The organism is Bartonella sp. MR30HLJHH (genome assembly GCF_042194195.1).
Classification (GTDB): Bacteria; Pseudomonadota; Alphaproteobacteria; order Rhizobiales; family Rhizobiaceae; genus Bartonella; species Bartonella grahamii.
In genome coordinates, this window is the sequence record NZ_JBHIMO010000001.1 from 58,745 (window position 1) to 80,578 (window position 21,834).

Below are 21,834 nucleotides of genomic sequence, written 5' to 3' on the forward strand. Positions count from 1 at the left end.
TTTCACGCAATAGTTAAGTTCTTTCATTCATCTGAATGTTGCAAATGCTTGCGATAAAACATTATCGCCGCGTTTATTTCTCCTCCCAAAATAAAAATTGCACTCAATATGTAAAGAAAAATAATAGCAACCATAATAGATGCTAACCCTGCATAGGTAGAAATATAATCAAACATTGTTAAATATTGAGCAAAAGCAATTGAAGCCATAAACCATACAAACATTGTCAGTACAATTCCTGGTAAAATATCTATAAACTTCCGTTGCTCTGCTGGTAGCCATTTATGAACAATCAAAAGGCTTACAAAGAGAACAACCGCTGCGATTATGTAACGCCATAGACGAATGACACCGATATATTCTGTAATGAAAAAAGGATGATTTTGCATAATCTTGATCAGCAGAGGTGTTAAAATCAACAAAACGCTGATCACAATAAGACCTACAGCTCCAAGAATCACAAAAAACAAACTTTGAAAACGACAAAACAACAAGCTACGCCGATCAACAACACGATAAGCTCTATTTAAAGCTGTACGTAACGCTTCTATCCCATTAGAGGCAAAATAAGCCGCCCCAATGACAGAAACTGTCAACACTCCTCCCCGCTGTATGGTTAAAACATTGATAATTTCCTGAGATAAAGGCTCTGCAATGACATCTGGTAATAACTGCACCAAAGCTTTGATTTTTTGCGGTGTATATGTAAAAGCACCAAGAAAACTGGCAAGAGAAGTTCCAAAAATAAAAAAAGGAAAAAATGCTAAAAGCCCAGAGAGCGCGACATGGCTTGCAAAAGCACTCCCATTATCACGCCAATAATGGCTTACTGCGTCAACAAGGATACGATAGCTATACCAAAAGATATTTCTTAACAAATCTCAATACTTTCTGGTGAAACTCTTCCTCTGTCTATTTCAAGCTTTATAAAAATCATCAAAACTCTGCAAACAAACATTTTCCGATGTTGCAATATAAAGGGCAATAATCAATACGGTCAAGCCTGACTTTATACTAAAACAACAACAACAACCCACTATATGAAATTCTACAACGACTTCATTTTTTTGTCTCTTCTATAGATCAGTAACCTCTTCTGTACATCATATGTCCTATAGAGAGTTAAGCACGATAATCTTGCACACATAAAACCTTTTGAAGTCATGGTTATCTGTATCGAAGCAATCGCCACTCTTTTTTATTGCAATCTATGACTGAATAGAGAAAAAACTTCTTATCGATTTCTAGAAAAAACCAATGAAATTCAACAAAAAAACCTTGCTTTTATTCACCCTTTTTTAGAAACACTCTGACGTCCAAAATCAGGAGCATCAATTTCCTGTCCAGCATCAATAATATTGCGACGCACAGCACGCGTACGTGTAAAAAAGTTAAACAATGTCTCACCATCTCCTAAACGAATTGCCTGCTCTAAAAAAGCAAGCCCCTCACTAAAACGGCTCAACATTTCTAAAATAGCATCCTTATTATGCAAACAAATATCGCGCCACATGACAGGATCAGAAGATGCTAAACGCGTAAAATCACGAAAACCGGAAGCAGAATAAGCAATGACTTCTGAATTTGTCACCTTTTCTAAATCACTAGCCGTCCCGACAGTATTATAAGCAATCAAATGCGGCAAATGCGAAACAATAGCCAAAACAAGATCATGATGTTTAGGATCCATCTTTTCAACACGTGCACCACAGGCTTCCCAAAACGCTGTTAATTGTGCGACAGCAGCAGCATCACTCTCAGAAAAAGGCGTTAAAATACACCAACGATTCATAAATAAATCAGCGAAACCAGCATCCGGTCCTGAATATTCCGTTCCAGCAATTGGATGCCCTGGAATAAAATGAACTGTTTTTGGCAATAAAGGTGCCATTTCCGCAATAACCAACGCTTTCGTAGAACCAACATCACTCACAATCGCTCCAGGTTTTAAATGATCATGAATATTTTTTGCCACTTCTGCACCCGCCCCAACGGGAACAGAAACAATAACCAAATCCGCTCCTTCAACAGCTTTTGCATTATCTGTCGTATAAAAATTCCCAAGCTCCAATTCACGCGCTCTTTTCAGGGTTTCTGAACGACGCGTTGCAATAGAAATCTGAGCCGCAAGATTTTTCTTTTTAATAACTCTTGCTAAAGAAGACCCAATCAGACCGATTCCAATGAGTGCTATTTTTTCAAATTGAATATGGGGCATCTTTCACCTTCAAAAATTCTTTGCAAATGGCAATAAAAACAATTGTAAAATCATAATTTTCCTGTCTGTTTGTTCAAGAGTTATGCGTAAAACATTAAAAAACGACAACTATGCAATAAAGAATAACGCAGTTTACCAATCATCACCTGCGCAAGCTGACAACAGATCATTTTACCTAGAAAACACATCAAAAGCGTAAGCAGGCACCAACTCTTTCCCAATTATCCCGATACATTTATTAATTTGTACATTAGACCTATATAAGAACGTATTACGCCTCCACCTATAACATCAACACAAGTTTTGTGAATATTGAAAACACCGTAAAACAACGCATACAAAAAATACCATTAAAACATTTTCCTCTCCCAATTCCTGATACCGTAAATCAAACAAATACGAGAAAAACACCCCCTCTCAATAAAGAAAAAGTTTGATAACAAAAACACCAAACATCCCTTTAATGGAATCACAACCCTCACGTAAAATAGAACGCCCCAAACAGAATAGATTTGGATTACAAATTCATGCATTTGTTTTAAAAAGACATCTCGCTCCCCAGCCTATCTCACGACAGTGTTCGTAAATGTTATAACTATAAATCCATTAAGTACGAGCCTCTTTACACTTAATAAAACACTATCATTATATTCGCCTACCCCCAATATTGCAAAAACCCTTGGAATTTGAGAGCATTCCTAAGAGGCATTGTTAGTGCTTTCTTGTACAGTTTTTATCCACACGCCCCCCACTTATGACGTGTAAAAGATATCGTTTTGATTGATTCAATATGAAAAATAATGAATTACTAATAATAAACAATGGCTTGTTCTGTTTATGAGACACATTCATTGCTAAGATAATCATCTCTGTATCAAACATAAAAGTCCCCCCATAGGTACTGTCGTTTTCATCATAATCTATCTTGACTTTCTCCTCATCCCACGAAGATTCTTAATTCATATCGATCTGCAAACAATTCATTTTCTTGTCTAAAAGATTCCATTGGTTCACTATTTTAAGTGGTTCAATTAATCTATAATATATTGATTTATAAATATAATAATTGTTTTTCAATTTGAATCATAACTTCAAATACGGTAAAATTCTTCCATCACAAATCCTCTTATCAATTAAAATCTCTTGTCTGCACGTCACAAGAAAGCATGTGAATTTATCATACAAGCGTCTTCTGTTGTTTGAAATGCTCTGTTTGCATGAGGGGTGTTACCCCATTAAGGCGCTATGAACCAGCCTAATATTCATCACATAGTCACACAGAAACACCGAATACGTAAAATTTTACCTGAGCCCTATATCACGAACCAACAGTGTTTTACGACACAACAAGATAATAAAACCCTGTAAAAACTGCCTTTCGAAGATAAATAATTTTTCTGAAGAAAAGTTTCTATAAAACTTTCAAGCTCTTCAAGCGCATCCTCAAAACCACAACTAACCTCTACTTGTTAACACAAAAGTTTTAATTGCTGAAAATACCTCTGTGGCGTACTAAAAATAAAAAATCATCATATTTTTAAACTGTTAAGCTGCCATCTGGCGTCGTGCAATAATTGTGAGCCCTAACAAAACTTGACGAATGATAGCTTCACCCAAAAGTGGATTTTTACGACTGTCTAAAACAGCACCCTGAATTCTTTCCATTGCGTAGGAAATCTGTTCTAACTTCCAATATTTTAAAGCTTGTTCAACTGTCTTTTTCCGTTGAAAAAAAATGGGAGGCCGTGCTTGAGAAACCACCGTAAAAGGCGATTTTCCTTCAACTTCTACCTGATAACGCAATAGCTGTAATTGCTGAAAATGCCTTTGTGCTGCACTCAAAATGAAAAAAAGCGCCCCATGCAATGCTGCATGTCGGTTAAAATGCGCTTCAAAGCCTGCTATATCGCCCAATAAAAGAGCATCAATAACTTCATCTTGAGAAAGAGCACTGACATCGCTTACAATAGCTTTCACATCTTCAAGAGTAATATGAACATTTGCAGCGTAAAGACAAAGCTTTTCTAACTCACTTCGTGATATAAGGCGATCCGCCCCTAAACTTTCATGCAACCATCTACGTGCATCCAAAGAAAGAGTCTTTTTAAACTGCCCTAAAACCTCATCAATCAAACCGTCAAGAGAACGCATATCATCCGCAAAACAGGGCAAAGCCATTGCTTTTGATGACGTTTCAACAGCATTGCGCAACCCTGTTCCTTTTTTTAAGTCCCCTGATTCAATGAGAATAAAACAGGCTTCTGGTGGTTTCTCAATTAAAATTTTCAAGGCAGCAAGAAAACCTTTTTGGTTAGCAGCATTAGAGATCCATATCAAACGATCTCCCCCAAAAAGTGATAACGTACGCGCTTCATTTTCCAAACGTGCAGGATCTCTATCAATTTCAGCAGCATCCAAACGAATTGTCGAAAATGGATCTTCTATTGCTACCTGTGTAAGTTTTGCAAAACATTGTGCACGCTCACAAATAAGACCACGATCTGGCCCATAAATGAGAACAATAGGAAAAGCACGTGAAAAACGCGTTAAAAACTGATCAACTTCATGTGCTTTTTTCTGAGCCACATTATTAATCCATTAACAGTTCATCATCATCAAGAACTTCCCCGCGAACTTTCTGAAACATGCCAATTAAATCATTGACATCCAAGCCCTTACGCTCTTCATGACAGACATCCAAAATCACTTTTCCACCATGCAACATCAAGGTGCGATCGCCATAATCAAGAGCCTGACGCATAGAATGAGTCACCATGATAGTCGTTAATTTTTTCTCTTCAACGATTTTTTCAGTCAACCGCATCACAAAATCAGCCATTCCAGGATCAAGCGCTGAGGTATGTTCATCAAGCAATAAAACATCCGCATGGGCTAATGTTGCCATCACAAGGCAAACAGCTTGGCGTTGCCCACCTGATAAACTGTCCATAGGATTATGAATATATGCTTCAAGACCAATGCCTAATTGAGAAATTTTCTCTCGAAAAAATTGCCGTTTCTCATGGTTTAAAGCCGAACGCAAACCACGACGACTTCCTCGAAGAGCAGCAAGAGCCAAATTTTCTTCAATTGTTAAAGAACCACAACTGCCTATTAAAGAATCTTGAAAAACACAAGCAACCTTTCCAGCGCGTTCACTGACTGATTGCCTAGAAACATTTTGCCCATTGATAACCACTTTCCCTGTTGAGGGAAGCATTGCACCCGCTAAAACACTGAGCAAGGTTGATTTACCAGCGCCATTTGAACCGATAACCGTAACAAAACTACCCTGATCAATTTTAAGGTTAATATCAATCAAAGCCTGTTTTTCCAAAGGTGTTTGCGGTTTAAATGTAACCCCAACATGAGAAAACTCAATCACGTTTACGCCTCCTCCAATAGCGTGGCACAATAAGGGTTAAAATAACCAACAGTGAAGTAATCAACTGAAGATCTGTCGACGTATCAATACCAATTCCATTTGCCTCAAATGCAAATTGCACCGCCACACGATAAAGCACAGACCCCACAATACAGCTGATTATAATCCAAAAAATATTACGCGTACGAAACAAAGTTTCACCGATAATCACAGCTGCCAATCCAAAAACAATTGTTCCAATTCCACCGGTAATATCCGTTGCAATCGCAGTTTGAATATAAAGAGAACCACCAAGTGCAACACAGGCATTTGAAAGCCCCATACCAAAATAAATTAGCGCCGACGTATGAACCCCTTGAGCTGTAGCCATCCGTGGATTAGCTCCCATTGCGCGCATAGCAAGACCTATTTCACTTTCCAAAAAACGCCAAATCAAAAACGCCACAACCAGCAATACAGTACCAATGAAAAGAGGACGCACAAAAATATCGGACAAACCAAACAGATTATAAAAGGGTGTTAACGCCGTATCAGCAAGCGCTAAATTAACATTAGATCCTCCCATAATTCCCATAATACGAAGATTAACCGTATAGAGTGCTGACATTGTTAAAATGGAAGCCAAAAGATTCAAAATACCAAAACGCAAATTCAACATAGCTGTTAATAAACCAGCTACCATGCCTGCACAAAAAGCACATGCCATAGCTGCCCATGCATTAAAACCTAAAAGAATTAAGACACCACAGACACAAGACCCAAGAAGAAATGAACCATCAACTGTTAAATCAGGAAAGTCCAAAACGCGAAAAGAGAGATAAACCCCTATAGCCACAAACGCATAAATAAGACCCAATTCCACAGCGCCAGAAAACGCAAATATATTCATGTAAAGACAATCCCCATGAAAACTTAACGTATTTTATTGTATCAACGTCCTATCAATGAAAGTTATTGAATCACTTTTGTCGCACGATCAATAACTGTCTGCGGAATAACAATCCCCACTTTTTCTGCTGCTTTCATATCAATTCGAATGTCATTACTAGCCGCCTGCACAACGTCAATATCACCAGGCTTTTCACCCTTTAGAATACGCACAACCAATTTCCCAGCATCAACCCCTACATCATAGAAATTCACACCTTGCGTCATAAAAGGACCGCGTCCAATAGAATTAGCATCAACAGTAAATATAGGAACATTTGCTTCCTGTGTGACCTTTACCGCACCCTCTAAAACAGAAAGAACCGTATTATCAGCAGGAATAAAAATGATATCCACTTTACCAATTAAAGCCCGTGTTGCCGCCTGAACATCAGAAGGTTTTGGTGCCGATGAAGGAATGACTTCAATTCCAACTTTTTTTGCCACATCCTTTAACACCTTAAGAGTTGAAACAGAGTTTGCTTCAGAAGCATTATAAAGATAACCAATTTTTTTCAAATCTGGTTTTACTTCTTGTAAAAGTTTAACACTTTCTGCAACATCTATACGATCAGAACTTCCCGTCATATTACCGCCAGGTTTGGTAAGCGAAGAAACGATTTTAGCTCCAATAGGATCAGAAATCGCCGCAAAGACGATAGGAATTGTTTTCGTTGCCGCAAGCATTGTTTGTGCTGAAGGCGTGGTAATCGCTACAATAACATCAGGTTTATCACCAACAAATTTACGTGCAATTTGCGTTGCTGTTGAAATATTGCCTTGCGCTGATAAAAAGGTAAGTTGAAAATTTTCACCTTGCTTATAACCATTTTCTGCAAGAACATCTTCCACACCTTTACGAACAGCATCCGCAGCAGGATGGACCATAATTTGTGTTAGGGCAACTTTAACGCGTTTAACTTGGTCATCCGCTTTTGCAACACTGTTCATCATAAAAACAGCTGCAATGATAATCCCTAATATTTTTATTCTCTTCAACATTATACTCCACCCCTCTCTATGCAAAATTAAAAAAGGAATAATCTATTACTGAAGAATCTTCTAAAATCAATCTTTATTTCAATTTATTAAAACATGGACAAAATAAATCAAACTAAAATGATATTTTTTTGTTGCAATTCGTAGAAGCCTACGCCATACAGGCAAGATATATATCGAATCGGTCAGCGGGTGTAGCTCAGGGGTAGAGCACAACCTTGCCAAGGTTGGGGTCGTGGGTTCGAATCCCATCGCCCGCTCCATTGGATTTTGTATTTATTCCTTCTTGCGTGCAGCTGTAGCTTGCCAGCAGATTTTGTATATTTTGACACTAGGTTTTGTGCCAATTTATTTTTTTCAAAGTTTTTTTAAGATTCGTAATTTCTTGTGAAGCATCTATTGGTTTGGAGTCTTAGATCATAAGATAACAATTTTTAACTTAGACGGATTTTTTCTGGAAGGTTGTTGTTGTCTATTAAGTCGTTAAAGCCGTGCAAAATAAGCTTGAAAAACGAGAGGGACAATTCCCATTGGTTCATGACGTTATTTGGCAACAATAACTTTATTTCTTGCAATCTCGAGAGTAATTTTTCAGTATTCGCGGCAGATCTTTTACGACCTTGCCAGGTTATAGAGGCGTATTTAAAAGAGTTTGGGATTACTTTTGAGCTAACGGATTTTCTTACAGCCCCAATATTAAAAGATTAATTAGAAATGATGAGCAATGACAAGAAAAACAAATGTTAAACAAATCAAAAATCGACTTATCGTTAGAGAATAAATAATTTTTGTTCAAAGGTACGTTTTTTACCGAAATTATGCCCTAAAATGAAGGTTGTTGATTTTCCAAATGGAGTATCTTCTGTTAATTCAACATTTGCTTCAGATACATTCAATATTGTCTCTGCTAAAAATTTACAAGAAACTATACCTGCAGACCAAGCAAAATCCATAATCGATTCCTTTAATGCACAAAAACTGCCTTTAGCTTGGTGGGTTGGACCTCATTCATCTCATTATAAAGTTGATGAAGTTCTCTTATCTATTGGTTTAAAGCATGTTGAAACAGAGGTAGGAATGGCAGCTTTAGCACAAGATATAGACTCATATGTTACTTCTATGCCAGATAACTTCAAAATCAAGGAAGTTGAATCACTTCAAGATTTTAGAGATTACGGAAATGTTATGGCATCAATCTTCGAGCCTTTTGATGAAGAAGCGGTTATATTTTATGAAACAATAGGCCGTTGTTATAAAAAAGGCCCCGATGTAGAGATGTTCGTTGGTTACATAAATAATAATCCTGTAGCAATATGTTTTTGTATTAAAGCAGATGGAGTTGGTAGAGTGTATGATATTGTCACCAATCCAGATTTTCAGAAAAGAGGTGTTGGGACATTCATGACAAAAATTGCTATTGAGCATTTAAAAAGAAAGAAATATCATGTCATTAGTATGCAAGCATCTCACGAGGGAATTGGCATTTATAAAAAATTGGGTTTTATAAACTTTGGTGAATTTAAAGTTTATAAAACCCAATAAACACATGATCATTGAACGATGAATTCTTTTCATCGATAAGCGAATTTATTATTTTCAGCAAAACTCAAGTATAGAAAACCAATCTATACAACCAAGAAAGTTTAGCCAATCTCTTTTAATACTGATAGTGAAAAGCTAAGAAAGTTATTACAAATATAATTGTTTCAAATGACTCACTCAAATTTTCTTACTTTTATAATTTTCAGGATCATTGTCTTAAAAAAGATATCTATCACAGATCTAAGTTGAATAAGTGAAAATTTTATTTGATATGATTGATAATTTACTGTCTGTTACTGATAATTATAAAAAACTCGAAAAAGCAAATATTTAAAACTACAGTTGCCTCATAGTTTGTTAGATGATTAGTCTGTTAGTCAATTAATAGAAAAAATCGTTGCTTTATACAATAACCAAAGGAGCTCAAAAACCCTTTTAAAGGTCCTTTATGTATATTGTTTCTTTTTTTTAGATTACAGTTGATGATGAGAAATCTCTTTAAAATAAACATGTTAATTAATAATATAAGTGCACTCTACTTGAAGCATACTATTTTATATGAGGAACAAAACTTCAATCAACGTAAAATAAGGTGTTGAACAGTCATAGTGCACAATAAAATCAAATCATTTTAAATACTTAATGGTGAAATCCATTAAATGACAGAATAAAAATTCAAGTTTGAAAAGATTAAACCATACGCTACAAGTCTATTGAAACTCCGATTGTGCGATCGACTACCTTCTCGCTAAAACTTAATCACTATAAATATAAAAACCTTAAAGCCGCTCTAAATCCATAAAAGTTTCTAGATCTGCTGTATTAAATGTTGAAACTCCTCACGGCTGCTCATCTGAAACGCCAACAATTCCATAAAGCAGTTCCATAAAAAGAGGATAATGACGTTGTAATATCCGAAAAAATTCACCACATCACCTGAAAGATCATTGATAATTCCATCAGGACGTATCAATTGCCATTTAGAAAACCCTACCCATGCCGACAAAAAATTCTGTAAATATTAGATATATTCAATAATTTTTATAACGACTTCGGCTCATCCTGTTTTGCCACCAATGTAAGAAACAGCAAATATGGCGGGATCATCCAGCTTTAATATCGCCTTGTAAAAGGTCTTTCCCTCTACTCTTTTTGCTATCAAATCCTGATTTTACAATTCCTTGCTCTCTTTTTATACTCAAAATTGCCTCTGAAACAGGATAGATTAATCGTAAAAAATATATAAAAGAAATAGATTATAACATTTTTTTCTCATTCTTCTTAATACAAAATAACTGTTAATCTACAATGCGCTAACACTTATCAGTCATAAGTCCAAAACAGCATATAATGACGAAACAAATTCATAGAGTGAAGATTTTTCACAATCAATTATTGTATTAATCTTTCCATAATGCATAAAAATGATGAAGCGGCCCTCGCCCTTTCCCTACTTTTAAAGCATTTGAGGCAGTTAAAGCGCCATGCAAATAATCTTTTGCTTGTTTAACAGCGCAATCCAAAGGTTGGGTAGGTAACAGAGCTGCAATGGCGGCAGAAATGGTACACCCTGTCCCATGATCATGAGTGGTTGAAAGACGAGAAGCCTCAAGTATAACAAGGTTTTCACAATCACAATAAAGATCTGGACTAGAATAATCGTAATTTTCTGTACTATTCTTGGTAAGCGTATTCAAATGTCCCCCTTTTAACAAAACTGCATGACACCCTAGCGCCAAGAGTCGTGGAGCATATTGATACATAGTCTCTAAAGACCATTGCACTTCACCTCCCAATAACAGTGCAGCTTCAGGCAAATTTGGCGTGATCAAAGTTGACATCGGCACAAGAACATCACGCATAATTTCAATTGCATCAGACTTTAAAAGAACATCACCACTTTTTGCAACCATAACCGGATCAAAAACAATAAAACGTGCTTTATGATAAGCAAGACGTTCTGCAATAACCTGTGCAATCTGAGCATTTGCAACCATACCAATTTTAACGGCATCAACATGGATATCCTCAAAAACAGAATCAATTTGATCTGCAACAAAAGAAGCATCTAATGCCTGAAAAGAACGCACACCCTGAGTATTTTGTGCAACAACAGCTGTAACCACACTCATACCATAAGTTTTCATAGCTGAAAAAACCTTCAAATCCGCCTGCATTCCAGCGCCACCAGAAGGATCTGTTCCCGCAATAGATAAAATCCGTGGAATAAAAAGTTTATCTTTTTGTAATTCCATCAACCTCTTTCCTTCTGTTTTTAAATATCGGAAAATGAGTTACCGAAAAAATAGATGCTTGAAAAAACATAAAGAAGATGTTTTCTCATGTGAATTATATTATATACGAAGTCTTCTTATAGATATAAAATGGAAAATGTAGTGCTTATCCTTCGTTCTATTCTTTTTACGTTCGCTTTTTATACAACAACTTTCATACAAATGATTCTTTACGCTCCCGTTTATTTTTTAATGCCCCGCAAAAAGGCATGGATTGTCCCTAAAACATGGGCGCGCGTTACACTCTTTTTGCAAAAATACATCGCTGGTACAAGTTATGAGATTGAAGGTTTAGAAAATCTTCCCAAAGGAGCCTATATCATTGCTCCAAAGCATCAATCGGCTTGGGAAACTTTCAGTCTTGTTCCCTATTTAGATGATCCTACTCTCATTTTAAAACGCGAATTGATGTGGATTCCATTGTTTGGCTGGTATATGGCAAAAACACAAATTATCCCCATTAACCGTACAACGCCCATCAAAGCCTTAAAAATGGTTATACAAAAAGCAAAAGAGAAAGTAAAACAAGGGCGCCAAATCTTGATTTTTCCCGAAGGAACACGCCGACAACCCGGTCAAGAACCAGATTATAAATCAGGTATTGTCGCGCTCTATAATGAATTAGGGCTTCAAGTTGTGCCTATTGCACACAATGCGGGTTTATATTGGCCACGCAATAATTTTCGCCGCTATCCCGGAACAATTCGTGTCCGTATTCTTCCCCCAATAGAAGCTGGTTTAAGCAAACGTGATTTTCTAGATCAACTTGTCCAAAAAACTGAAAAAGCATGTGATGAACTGCTTCTCTTAGCAGCTCAAGATCCTACCCCTCCTCCTATGCCACCATACGCTGTTCAGAAACTTCAAAAACTAAATCATTCATCATGAAACAATGTATTGATTGATCAGAATAATGCATCACTTTGTATATTGAGCAGAGTATATGGAACAAAAATATAAGAAAGATACTTCAAACTTTCTAATTCAAAATTATAAAACACATGTACATTATAAGAAATGACCAATGTATGATTTTTTTTTGAGAAAGAATTCTTCCTCTCTTTAAAATCATTTAAATAACATAAATCATATTAATTTATAAGGATATTTTATTGTTATCCAACTTGAATGAAAACCCAGAATACCGTAAGATTCTCTCATTTCAAATCTATTCCATGTTGAATCAATTAGAATCTTTTGCTTGCACATTACAAGCAAGGATACCTGTGTGAATAAAACGATACAAGAAAAGATTAAAATGCTTTTTACGACCCCTCTCAAGTGCCAAGGGCTGTCCTAACAGGAGGACAAGAAAAATGTATGATTATGCCGATTCGTTCCTTCCTGAGAAATATCAATCCCCCCAAGAACCTGAAGTCTTGTACAATCTTCATTATTTAAAAAGTATTTCTTGAGATACTGTAAGTCATCAAACTAAATTCAAGGGGAAAATAAAAATGAGTATTGGTTTTTATCTCCGAGACACAACGGATACAGCAATTAACCATCTTTCCTTCCTAACCTAGACTTAAAAGCTTTGTGTGCTACATTAAAACAATTCTAAATAACGAATAAGAAGGAACTCGATTTAAATTAATGCAACGTCTCTTCTATAATTTATTTTTTTCTGTGATTTTGAGTTTATTCAGCGCTGTTGCTCTAGCGCAGCCTTTTATTTCTGTTGATGTTACAACGGGGCATATCTTAAAACATAATCAAGCTTTTGAGCGTTGGTACCCTGCTTCCTTGACAAAATTAATGACCGCTTATGTTATTTTTCGTGCCATGAGCCGAGGGGAAATTTCACCAGACAAACATATCACCATCAGCGAATACGCCGCAAAAGCTCCCTCATATCGTTCAGGCTATAAAGCTGGTTCTGTACTCACACTTGATACAGCCTTAAGTATCACCATGGTTAAATCTACCAATGATTTAGCCATTGCCATGAGTGAAGCTGTTGCAGGTTCACAGAAAAATTTTGTACGTAAAATGAATAGAGAAGCTAAACGTTTAGGCATGTTTGGAACGCATTTCGCAAACGCAAGTGGTTTACCAGACCCTCAAAACTACTCCACGGCACGCGACATTGCTCTTTTAGCCGTTCAAATACGTCGAGAATTTCCACAATATGCTCATTATTTTTCTATTCCAGCCATTGATTTTGGTAACAATCGAAAAGTCCAGCATAACTCAAACAACCTCATTGGCCGTTTTTATGGAATAGACGGTATGAAAACAGGCTTTATTTGTGCCTCGGGTTTTAATCTTGTTGCCTCAGCCACACGCAATAAACGTACAATTATTACTGTCATTCTAGGTGCTAACAACATAACTGAAAGAGAAGAAAAAGCTGCACAACTTCTTGAAACAGGATTTTTGCACCAAGGAAGACCCCAATTAACACTAGCAACATTAAAACCTTATGGGAGAAATATAACACACGCCAACAATATGAGACAACAAACATGCACACCTGAAGCCATAAAAATGCATGCAAATTCATATGATGATCAAGGAAATATTATTCTCACCTCACCTTTTATCACTGCTCCACCTCCTTTTTCTCATCCTTTACCAGTACACCTCATTCGTACGCCAAAAACACCTAAAATGACAGTAAAGCCACTAAGAAAGCCCTATAGTTCGTATAAAAGACGCGCAAACCATTCTATAAAAAAGCCATAAATCATAATCTACGATTAATTATAATACTTTGATTTATAATGATAATTAATTATTTTGTATCTTATGTTAGAACCACAAATGTTGTAAGATTCTCTCATTTCAAATCTGTATTTGTTGAATCAATAAAAACCTGTCTCTTGCACGTCACGAGGTAGAGGAACATGTAGATAAAATAATTAAAACAAGGAATAAAAATTCCTCCTATAAGTTCTTTCAAGAACCAAGAATTATCATAACATTGACGCTAAAAAAGTGTATGATATACCCTACATACACCTACCTTTATAAGCGTAAAGATAGTGGTACAATGGATTTCATAGGGTATTAACCATTATATCCCTCACGGACACCATTATAAATTGGTTAAACGTACTGAAATATGTTTTTTTAAAATAAAACCACGGTTGATGATTAACATGAAAATAAAGCGCATCCCTCTCACGCTTATTACTGGTTTTTTAGGCTCTGGCAAAACAACTTTGCTCAACCGTATACTACAAGACCCTCTTTTAACAGAATGTGCTGTTATCATCAATGAATTCGGCGAAATCAGTATTGACCACCTTCTAGTTGAAAAAACGACAGAGGGAATTATTGAGCTTGCCAATGGCTGCTTATGCTGCAATTTACGCAGTGATCTCATCGATACATTAATTGATTTAATAAATCGCGTTCAGACAGGACAGATCAAACAACTCCATCATATTATCATTGAAACCACAGGGATGGCTGATCCCGCCCCTATTTTACAAATACTTTTAAGCCACCCGTTATTTATTCAAACATTGTCCATAAATGCTGTTCTTGCAACATTTGATACATTAAGCACACTTTCCATATGTGAGCGCTATCCTGAAATATATAAACAATTAATATTTGCTGATAAAATTATTCTCACCAAAACAGACCTTATGGCCCAACAAACACCTTCAGATACGCTCCTTAACACACTTAAAACGATTAATCCTACAGCACAAATCATTGACGCCCATTCTGAAGATTTTTGTTCAAATCTGTTAATAAATAACACATTATGGGATGAAAAAGTAGAAAATACAAAACTTAAACAAAATCTTACGACTACCCCACATGATCATACCCCCCATAAAACCATTCGTACCTTTTCACTCAACTGTGAGGGTCCTGTTGATTCCGCCACAATTGAAGCTTTTTTAGATCTCCTACAAGAGCGTTATGGTACAAAACTATTACGTATTAAAGCAATTATCGCATTGCATGATGACCCTTGTCGCCCACTTGTATTACATGGCGTACAAACATTTTTTCATCCTCCCATAAAATTGCCAGCATGGCCCAAAGGAATAAAACAAACACGTTTTGTCATCATTGCCGATGGTGTTGAAAAGGAAGCAATACAAAAGCTCCTCAATGCTTTTTTTAATAAACCAGCAATAGATACTGCAGACAAAACAGCTCTCTTAGAAAATCCTCTGGTCATTCCAGGAATAAAATTTTAATTTTTTCTCCCCTTCAATGATATAACATTAAATTCATTGGTACTACCATCTTTATGCTTTTAAAGGAGCAAACTGGCATCATCACACACTTTGCTAATCCCCAATGTCGAACAGCTCTTGGCACTTTAGATGGTTCATAAAAAGCGTTTTAGTCTTTTCTTGCACAGCTTTACCCCCGCGGCTATCCCCGTTTGTAATGCGCAAGCAAATGGTTTTAATTGATTCAACATGGAGAAACTTTGAAACGGGAGAATCTTACGGTATCCAAGATACTAATTCAAGTTGAATAACGCTAAAATATCCTTATAAATCAATATGTTATAAATTTATAAAAACCTTTTATAAACATTCCTATTCAAGTTTATTCACATAATGGAATAAAAAATAAGAAAATACACATTTTTAACAATGCGTTCTAAACAATAATGCCTCCCATAAAATTATTCGTACCTTTTCACTGGACGACAAAATCCCCATAGACTACCACAGTTGAAACTTTTTAGCTCTCTTACAAAACCACATGACGCAAAATGACTACGTATTAAAACACTCCAGCGCTAACATATTACCCTTATCTGTAAAATAGTCGCCCTCACACAAAATAGAACATCATTTTATCGCGAATTCACGCGCTCGTTTAAAAACACCGTCTCTCAATACGCATCATCCCTATTTCAAGACGCTACCCATAAATAATATAATACAAAATTCTCCATGAAATGTATAAGCCCCATTCTCCATCTTTACTCTATAAATATGCAAACTGGTAGCCTCATACTCTTGCCAGTTAAAAATGTTTTAGAAAACTTGGCACTTTAGAGTACTCATGAGAACTATCTGTACTCCTTTCTTTAAGAGTTTTATTCACATGCTAATCCAATTTTATGGTGTGCAAAAAATGGTTTCGATTGATTCATTATAAACAGATTTTGAGATAAAAGGATATTATGATATTGAGTCCCTCAATTCAAACTGAAAATAATAAACTATCATTGTAAATCAAATTGTTATGATAAAAATTTTAATATCCATAAATCTGTAATCAGATTGTTTTCTCTCTAAATGTACTTCATCTGCGAACCACTTCATGTAACTCATTTCACAAACCGATTGGGCAAATTCTTGGTTCTAAAATGTTCTGCTCAACTCTATATTTACTCCAGCTAAGTGAAATAAAAAGAGAGGCGCATTTTATATTAACTTACTCTTCACTAAAAACGAAGATTGACACCAGTACCGATGTACAAATAATTCAACTTCTTTGAGAAAATTCCTCTTGGCTTCCCACTTCATCTGAAGTACTCACATAAGGCTCTATGAAAAAACTCTGCGCTTTAAAATATTGACTACTCACTTAAACACCTTATGCGTAAAGTTTTTGCATATCCTGTATCGCCATTTATAAGTGATAGTGTCTACGGTCCATCAGGATACAATAACACTCACTGCAATAGAGAAACTGAAGTTTTATCAATATCGCGATTAAAAACGTAACGTTTTCCATAAACTTCAACAGTTGGAGGCTGACGATTTTTTTCAAAAAAATCATAACCTTTCTTAAGCATAACCCAGAATTGATAATGAGGATCATTGCTATGACGTAACATATTATCCTCGGTCATGCGGAAAGGGAAAGCCTGCAACTGAAACTCTCTTTGTCCTCCTTTAAAAGCATCCCGTGCAAACGCATAAATCTGAGCCATGTTCTTATCACTCATAGAATAACAACCTGCGGAAAAGCAAGAACCATGCACCATAAGATTGCTTCCTGTACGACCATTTTCCTGATCATAAAGGTTAGGAAATCCTATATTAAAAGAAAGATAATATTTTGAATAAGGATTCATTTGGTTTGCGCTAATAGTATAAAAACCCTCTGGTGTCTGAAGATCCCCTTCTTTATATTTAGGTCCAAGCTTACCAGACCATTTGCAAATGCCATAGCGAGCAACCAAGATAAAAGGCCCTGAACGAGATTGCTTCCAAATTTCAGCAAGATTTTCTTCCTTGAAAAATCGCATTACAATTGGTGCATAAGGATCAATATCGTACAAAGCCATTCTATTCTGGATTTCTTGTGGCAACGGCTGCTCAACTTTGGCACGAATAGAAGCTGGCAATCTTCCCCCACATGCCGCCAATATTCCCATTACAAACAACACACACACAGCGAGGAATCTGCTAAATGTCATCGAATAAAACTCCAATCCAACACCCCTCACAAAAAATAACCTATGTTAGAGATCGACCAATTTGAAGGTATTTTTCCCTTCGCTCTTGTTTAAGAGCTTCACCATCTTTTCCAGCCATAGCTTTTAAAGCCTCTGAAATAACATCACCCGTTGCATCAATGACAATCTCTTTGCCACGATGCGCTCCTCCTAAAGGTTCCGAAATAATGCCATCAATAATCTTTAAGCGATACAAATCTTGAGCGGTAATACGCATATTCATTGCAGCATCTTTCGCACGAGCTGGATCACGCCATAAAATAGAAGCTGCTCCTTCTGGTGAAATAACAGAGTAAATTGCGTGCTCCAACATATAAACTTTGTTGGCAGCCGCGATTGCTATCGCCCCTCCAGAACCGCCTTCTCCAATAACAACGGAAACCACAGGAACTTTCAAACGCAAAGTTGCAGCTGTTGATTGAGCAATTGCTTCCGCTTGCCCACGTTCTTCAGCGCTTACCCCAGGATACGCACCTGCTGTATCAATAAAAGTGAGAAGTGGCAAACCAAAGCGGTCAGCCATTTCCATAATACGTACAGCTTTACGATAGCCTTCTGGACGTGCAGAACCAAAATTATAACGCAAACGTGTTTGCGTATCGTGACCTTTCTCTTGACCGATATAAGCAACTGCTTCTCCCCTAAAGCGTGCAAACCCAGCTTGAATAGCCTCATCTTCAGCAAACTTGCGATCTCCTGCCAAAGGCGTAACATCACTCAATAGGCGTTTAGAATAGTCCATAAAATGGGGACGATCAGGATGACGAGCGACTTGTGTTTTTTGCCACGGCGATAATTTTTTATAAATATCACGCAACGCTGTTTGGGAACGCGTTTCAAGACGAGCAATCTCGTCACTCATATCAAGACTGCCTTTTTCCTGAGAAATTTTTTTTAATTCAAGAATTTTCCCATCAAGATCAGCAACTGGTTTTTCAAAATCAAGATAATTATACATTTGTACCAACTCATTCAGTGTCACTTATACACTTATAATTTGCTTTATAAAGTCTTTTTCAAAAACATCACCTTTTCTTTAACGAGCCTTTTGCTCATCGGCAAGTGGATGATGCTCATTGACTAAACGATAAAGACCTTCTTCCAATACATGTGTGTAAATTTGAGTAGTAGCAATATCAGAATGACCTAACAAATGCTGAACTGCACGTAAATCAGCACCATTTTGCAAAAGATGACTAGCAAAAGCATGGCGCAACACATGGGGAGAAAAGTGTTTACTTTTTATTCCTGCTCTTGTGGCGAGATTTTTCAATTCCCGTGCAACAACTTGACGAGCAATATATCCCGTCTCGGAATTTGCAGGAAAAAGATAAGAACTTGCGGCATCCTTTCCCTGATCACGCAAATTTAACCACTGCAAAAGAACTTGATATGCTTTTTTTGATAACAGCACCATTCGTTCTTTTTTGCCCTTACCACGAACCAAAATGCTGTATGTTTTCCCCCGAACAGCCTGCACAGGCAGACTCACCAACTCACTAATGCGTAATCCTGTTGCATAAAGCATTTCACTCAATAGCTGAAGACGCAATGCACGCAGATAATCCTTAGATCCATAATGGGCTTGATTAACTTCTAACTGTGCTAAATCAAGCAATTTTATCACTGCATCTTCACTCATGATTTTGGGCAAAGGGCACCCTTGGCGAGGCGCGTCAATATCATGAGATGGATCATCTGCTCTCAACCCTTCAGCATAAAGGAATTGATAAAACTGACGCAAAGTCGATAAACGGCGCGCTTGCGACGATGCCGCAAAACCAAACGTATGCATAAGCGACAAAAGGGCAATTAAATCTTCTTTTTGTGCTGAAAAAAGCGAAACAGAGTGTGAAGACAATTCATCTTGTGCCCACTGCAAATCATGCTGATAAGCCGCAAGCGTATGAGGTGAAGCCCCCCTCTCCGCGCTCATCATCTCAAGAAAATGATCTATCACAGCACCACTTTTCATTTCATTGATTCGCTTCCGTAGAAAGATTCCATGAATCCAAAGGGACATCAATGTACATATCCACAGTTACTGGTTCAACCCAAACCACAAGAGCACCCATTATAATGAAAAGAACAGAAAGCAAAATGAAAAGAATCATCAAAAATCTGGTCAATGTTGGCATAAGATAATAACCTACCAAAAATATTCTATCTCGTATTATGCCTCACAAAGATTAACAGGAATTGACTTTAAGATGGATAAATGCCGAAATAAAGTTATGAAAAGCAATCGACCAAAACGCCTCCCCATAACACAAATAAAGAATCAGCTCTTATCGTCCCTTGATAAAAGAGCACTTGTCCTTGTAGGTCTTATGGGGGCAGGAAAATCAGTGATCGGAAAACGCGTCGCCACCATGCTCCGTTTACCCTTTTATGATTCTGACCAAGAAATTGAAAAAGCTGCGCAAATGACAATCACTGAACTCTTTGAAATTTATGGTGAATCAGAATTTCGTGCTCTTGAACAGCGTATTATTCTAAACCTCATAAAAAAAAGTCCTCTTGTTTTAGCAACAGGTGGTGGTGCCTACATAAATGAAAATATCCGAAAAGCCATTCACCAAAATGGTATATCCATATGGCTAAAAGTCGATCTTGATATCCTCATGCAACGTGTCTCAAAGCACCCAACACGCCCCCTGCTTCAAACAGCCAACCCTAAAGAAACCATGCAAAAACTCATGGAACAGCGTTACCCTATCTATGCAAAGGCAAACTTAACAATTAACAGTCATAAAGAAAGCCGTCATACCGTAGCACAAAATGTTATACGATCTGTACAGCACTACCTATACACAGAAATTAACAATAGGGACAACCAGCATGCAAACAAAGACCGTCACTGTTAAACTGGACAAACACTGTTACGATATCATCATTGGTCCGAATCTGATTGCACAAGCTGCTTCACAGATTAAACATGCTCTTAACAAAAAAGATCCTCATCCAACGCGCTTGGCACTTGTTACAGATACAAATGTTGCTTCTCTTCATTTGGAAATATTACAAGCAGAGTTAATAAAAAATAAAATTCATACTGTCCCTATTATTGTAGAAGCAGGAGAACAATCAAAATCATTTTCAACCCTGCAAATTGTCATCGGTCAAATTCTTGCTGCGCGTTTAGAAAGAGGCGATTGTGTTATTGCTTTTGGTGGTGGTGTCATTGGCGATCTAGCAGGATTTGCGGCAAGTATAATCCGCCGTGGTATGAACTTCATTCAAATGCCCACAACGCTTCTTGCACAAATTGATTCCTCCGTTGGTGGAAAAACTGGAATCAATAGCCAATATGGTAAAAATCTTATTGGTACTTTTTATCAACCGCAATGCGTTATTGCTGACACATGTCTTCTTGATACCCTACCACCGCGCGAATTTCGTGCTGGTTACGCAGAAATGGTCAAATATGGACTCATTAACCAGCCTGATTTTTTTGAGTGGCTTGAAAAAAATGGGAAAGAAATTTTTTCCAATGGCCCAATACGAACAGAAGCTATTGTCCGCTCATGCCAATTTAAAGCTGCCATTGTAGCACGTGACGAACACGAAGCAGGAGAGCGCGCGCTCTTAAATCTCGGCCATACATTTGGACACATGCTTGAAACAGCAACGGCTTATGAATCAAAGCGTTTAATTCACGGTGAAGCTGTAGCAATTGGAATGATTCTAGCGCATCAATTCTCTGCTCAACTAAATTTGATAAGCCCCACACTTACACAACGTATTGAAGCACACTTCAAATCTATAGGGTTGCCTACACAATTAAAGGATATCCCAGGGAAGTTACCAGATGCTGACACTTTAATGACTCTCATTGCCCAAGATAAAAAAGTTTCGCAAAACAATTTGACCTTCATCTTAACACGCGGACTTGGTCAATCATTTATTGCAAAAAATGTCTCTCCGGAAGCAGTTTTGACTTTTCTGGAACAAAAATTAGCAGAAATTCGTTAATTCATATTGAATATAATTGATTCGTTTTTATACTTCTATTAAAGGAATAAGTATGATGATGTCTGCGTAGCTCAGTAGGATAGAGCACAGGATTCCT

17 protein-coding genes and 1 tRNA gene are annotated in these 21,834 nt (G+C 37.0%); 7 read left to right on the plus strand and 11 right to left on the minus strand.

Going from position 1 to position 21,834, the window contains the following annotated elements; all coding sequences use genetic code 11:
* Positions 1–23: 23 nt before the first annotated feature.
* The 6 genes from ACFIKR_RS00260 to ACFIKR_RS00285 form a co-directional block, all read right to left on the minus strand.
* Positions 24–878, minus strand: coding sequence for a YihY/virulence factor BrkB family protein (locus tag ACFIKR_RS00260; protein WP_375658373.1), 855 nt, complete (start codon positions 876–878; stop codon positions 24–26).
* A 410-nt stretch (positions 879–1,288) separates the two neighbouring features.
* Positions 1,289–2,218, minus strand: coding sequence for a prephenate/arogenate dehydrogenase family protein (locus tag ACFIKR_RS00265; RefSeq protein WP_375658374.1), 930 nt, complete (start codon positions 2,216–2,218; stop codon positions 1,289–1,291).
* Between the two features lie 1,545 nt (positions 2,219–3,763).
* The gene (gene holA, locus ACFIKR_RS00270) at positions 3,764–4,804 is read right to left on the minus strand and encodes a DNA polymerase III subunit delta (protein WP_375658375.1); all 1,041 of its coding nucleotides are present in this window, start codon (positions 4,802–4,804) and stop codon (positions 3,764–3,766) included.
* A 4-nt stretch (positions 4,805–4,808) separates the two neighbouring features.
* Positions 4,809–5,603: an ABC transporter ATP-binding protein gene (locus ACFIKR_RS00275; protein WP_375658376.1), complete on the minus strand. Its 795-nt coding sequence runs from the start codon at positions 5,601–5,603 to the stop codon at positions 4,809–4,811.
* Positions 5,596–6,492, minus strand: a complete 897-nt coding sequence (locus tag ACFIKR_RS00280) for an ABC transporter permease (protein ID WP_375653472.1) — start codon at positions 6,490–6,492, stop codon at positions 5,596–5,598. The genes ACFIKR_RS00275 and ACFIKR_RS00280 overlap by 8 nt, the downstream gene beginning before the upstream one ends.
* Before the next feature lie 62 nt (positions 6,493–6,554).
* On the minus strand, positions 6,555–7,532 hold the full coding sequence (locus tag ACFIKR_RS00285) for an ABC transporter substrate-binding protein (RefSeq protein ID WP_375658377.1): 978 nt from the start codon (positions 7,530–7,532) through the stop codon (positions 6,555–6,557).
* 185 nt (positions 7,533–7,717) lie between these two features.
* On the opposite strand from ACFIKR_RS00285, the gene ACFIKR_RS00290 reads away from it, so the two are divergent.
* Positions 7,718–7,792: transfer RNA gene (locus ACFIKR_RS00290), tRNA-Gly, on the plus strand.
* 565 nt (positions 7,793–8,357) lie between these two features.
* Positions 8,358–9,071 (plus strand): GNAT family N-acetyltransferase, encoded by a 714-nt coding sequence (locus ACFIKR_RS00295; protein ID WP_375658378.1) that lies wholly within the window; start codon positions 8,358–8,360, stop codon positions 9,069–9,071.
* 808 nt (positions 9,072–9,879) lie between these two features.
* On the opposite strand, the gene ACFIKR_RS00300 is transcribed toward ACFIKR_RS00295, so the two are convergent.
* Entirely contained in the window at positions 9,880–10,077 is a 198-nt protein-coding gene (locus tag ACFIKR_RS00300) for a hypothetical protein (RefSeq protein ID WP_375644333.1), read from the minus strand.
* Positions 10,078–10,471: 394 nt separating this feature from the next.
* Entirely contained in the window at positions 10,472–11,326 is an 855-nt protein-coding gene (gene thiD, locus ACFIKR_RS00305) for a bifunctional hydroxymethylpyrimidine kinase/phosphomethylpyrimidine kinase (protein WP_375635329.1), read from the minus strand.
* A gap of 129 nt (positions 11,327–11,455) precedes the next feature.
* Here thiD and ACFIKR_RS00310 point away from each other — a divergent pair, with 129 nt between their 5' ends.
* The 3 genes from ACFIKR_RS00310 to ACFIKR_RS00320 all read left to right on the plus strand — a co-directional run bounded on the left by ACFIKR_RS00310 (position 11,456) and on the right by ACFIKR_RS00320 (position 15,531).
* Positions 11,456–12,253: a 1-acyl-sn-glycerol-3-phosphate acyltransferase gene (locus ACFIKR_RS00310; protein WP_015857082.1), complete on the plus strand. Its 798-nt coding sequence runs from the start codon at positions 11,456–11,458 to the stop codon at positions 12,251–12,253.
* A gap of 708 nt (positions 12,254–12,961) precedes the next feature.
* On the plus strand, positions 12,962–14,053 hold the full coding sequence (locus ACFIKR_RS00315; protein ID WP_375658379.1) for a D-alanyl-D-alanine carboxypeptidase family protein: 1,092 nt from the start codon (positions 12,962–12,964) through the stop codon (positions 14,051–14,053).
* 416 nt (positions 14,054–14,469) lie between these two features.
* Positions 14,470–15,531 carry a CobW family GTP-binding protein gene (locus ACFIKR_RS00320; RefSeq protein WP_375658380.1) on the plus strand — a complete coding sequence of 354 codons (1,062 nt, stop codon included), beginning with the start codon at positions 14,470–14,472 and terminating at the stop codon, positions 15,529–15,531.
* A gap of 1,442 nt (positions 15,532–16,973) precedes the next feature.
* Here the strand turns inward: ACFIKR_RS00320 and ACFIKR_RS00325 are convergent.
* The 3 genes from ACFIKR_RS00325 to ACFIKR_RS00335 all read right to left on the minus strand — a co-directional run bounded on the left by ACFIKR_RS00325 (position 16,974) and on the right by ACFIKR_RS00335 (position 19,737).
* Positions 16,974–17,723 (minus strand): L,D-transpeptidase family protein, encoded by a 750-nt coding sequence (locus ACFIKR_RS00325; RefSeq protein ID WP_375658381.1) that lies wholly within the window; start codon positions 17,721–17,723, stop codon positions 16,974–16,976.
* A gap of 40 nt (positions 17,724–17,763) precedes the next feature.
* Positions 17,764–18,720, minus strand: a complete 957-nt coding sequence (locus ACFIKR_RS00330) for an acetyl-CoA carboxylase carboxyltransferase subunit alpha (RefSeq protein WP_375658382.1) — start codon at positions 18,718–18,720, stop codon at positions 17,764–17,766.
* A 78-nt stretch (positions 18,721–18,798) separates the two neighbouring features.
* On the minus strand, positions 18,799–19,737 hold the full coding sequence (locus ACFIKR_RS00335) for a site-specific tyrosine recombinase XerD (RefSeq protein WP_375658383.1): 939 nt from the start codon (positions 19,735–19,737) through the stop codon (positions 18,799–18,801).
* Between the two features lie 259 nt (positions 19,738–19,996).
* On the opposite strand from ACFIKR_RS00335, the gene ACFIKR_RS00340 reads away from it, so the two are divergent.
* Together ACFIKR_RS00340 and aroB are read left to right on the plus strand one after the other, a co-directional pair.
* On the plus strand, positions 19,997–20,629 hold the full coding sequence (locus ACFIKR_RS00340) for a shikimate kinase (protein WP_375658508.1): 633 nt from the start codon (positions 19,997–19,999) through the stop codon (positions 20,627–20,629).
* On the plus strand, positions 20,604–21,737 hold the full coding sequence (aroB, locus tag ACFIKR_RS00345) for a 3-dehydroquinate synthase (RefSeq protein ID WP_375658384.1): 1,134 nt from the start codon (positions 20,604–20,606) through the stop codon (positions 21,735–21,737). The genes ACFIKR_RS00340 and aroB overlap by 26 nt, the downstream gene beginning before the upstream one ends.
* The last annotated feature ends 97 nt before the right edge of the window (positions 21,738–21,834 follow it).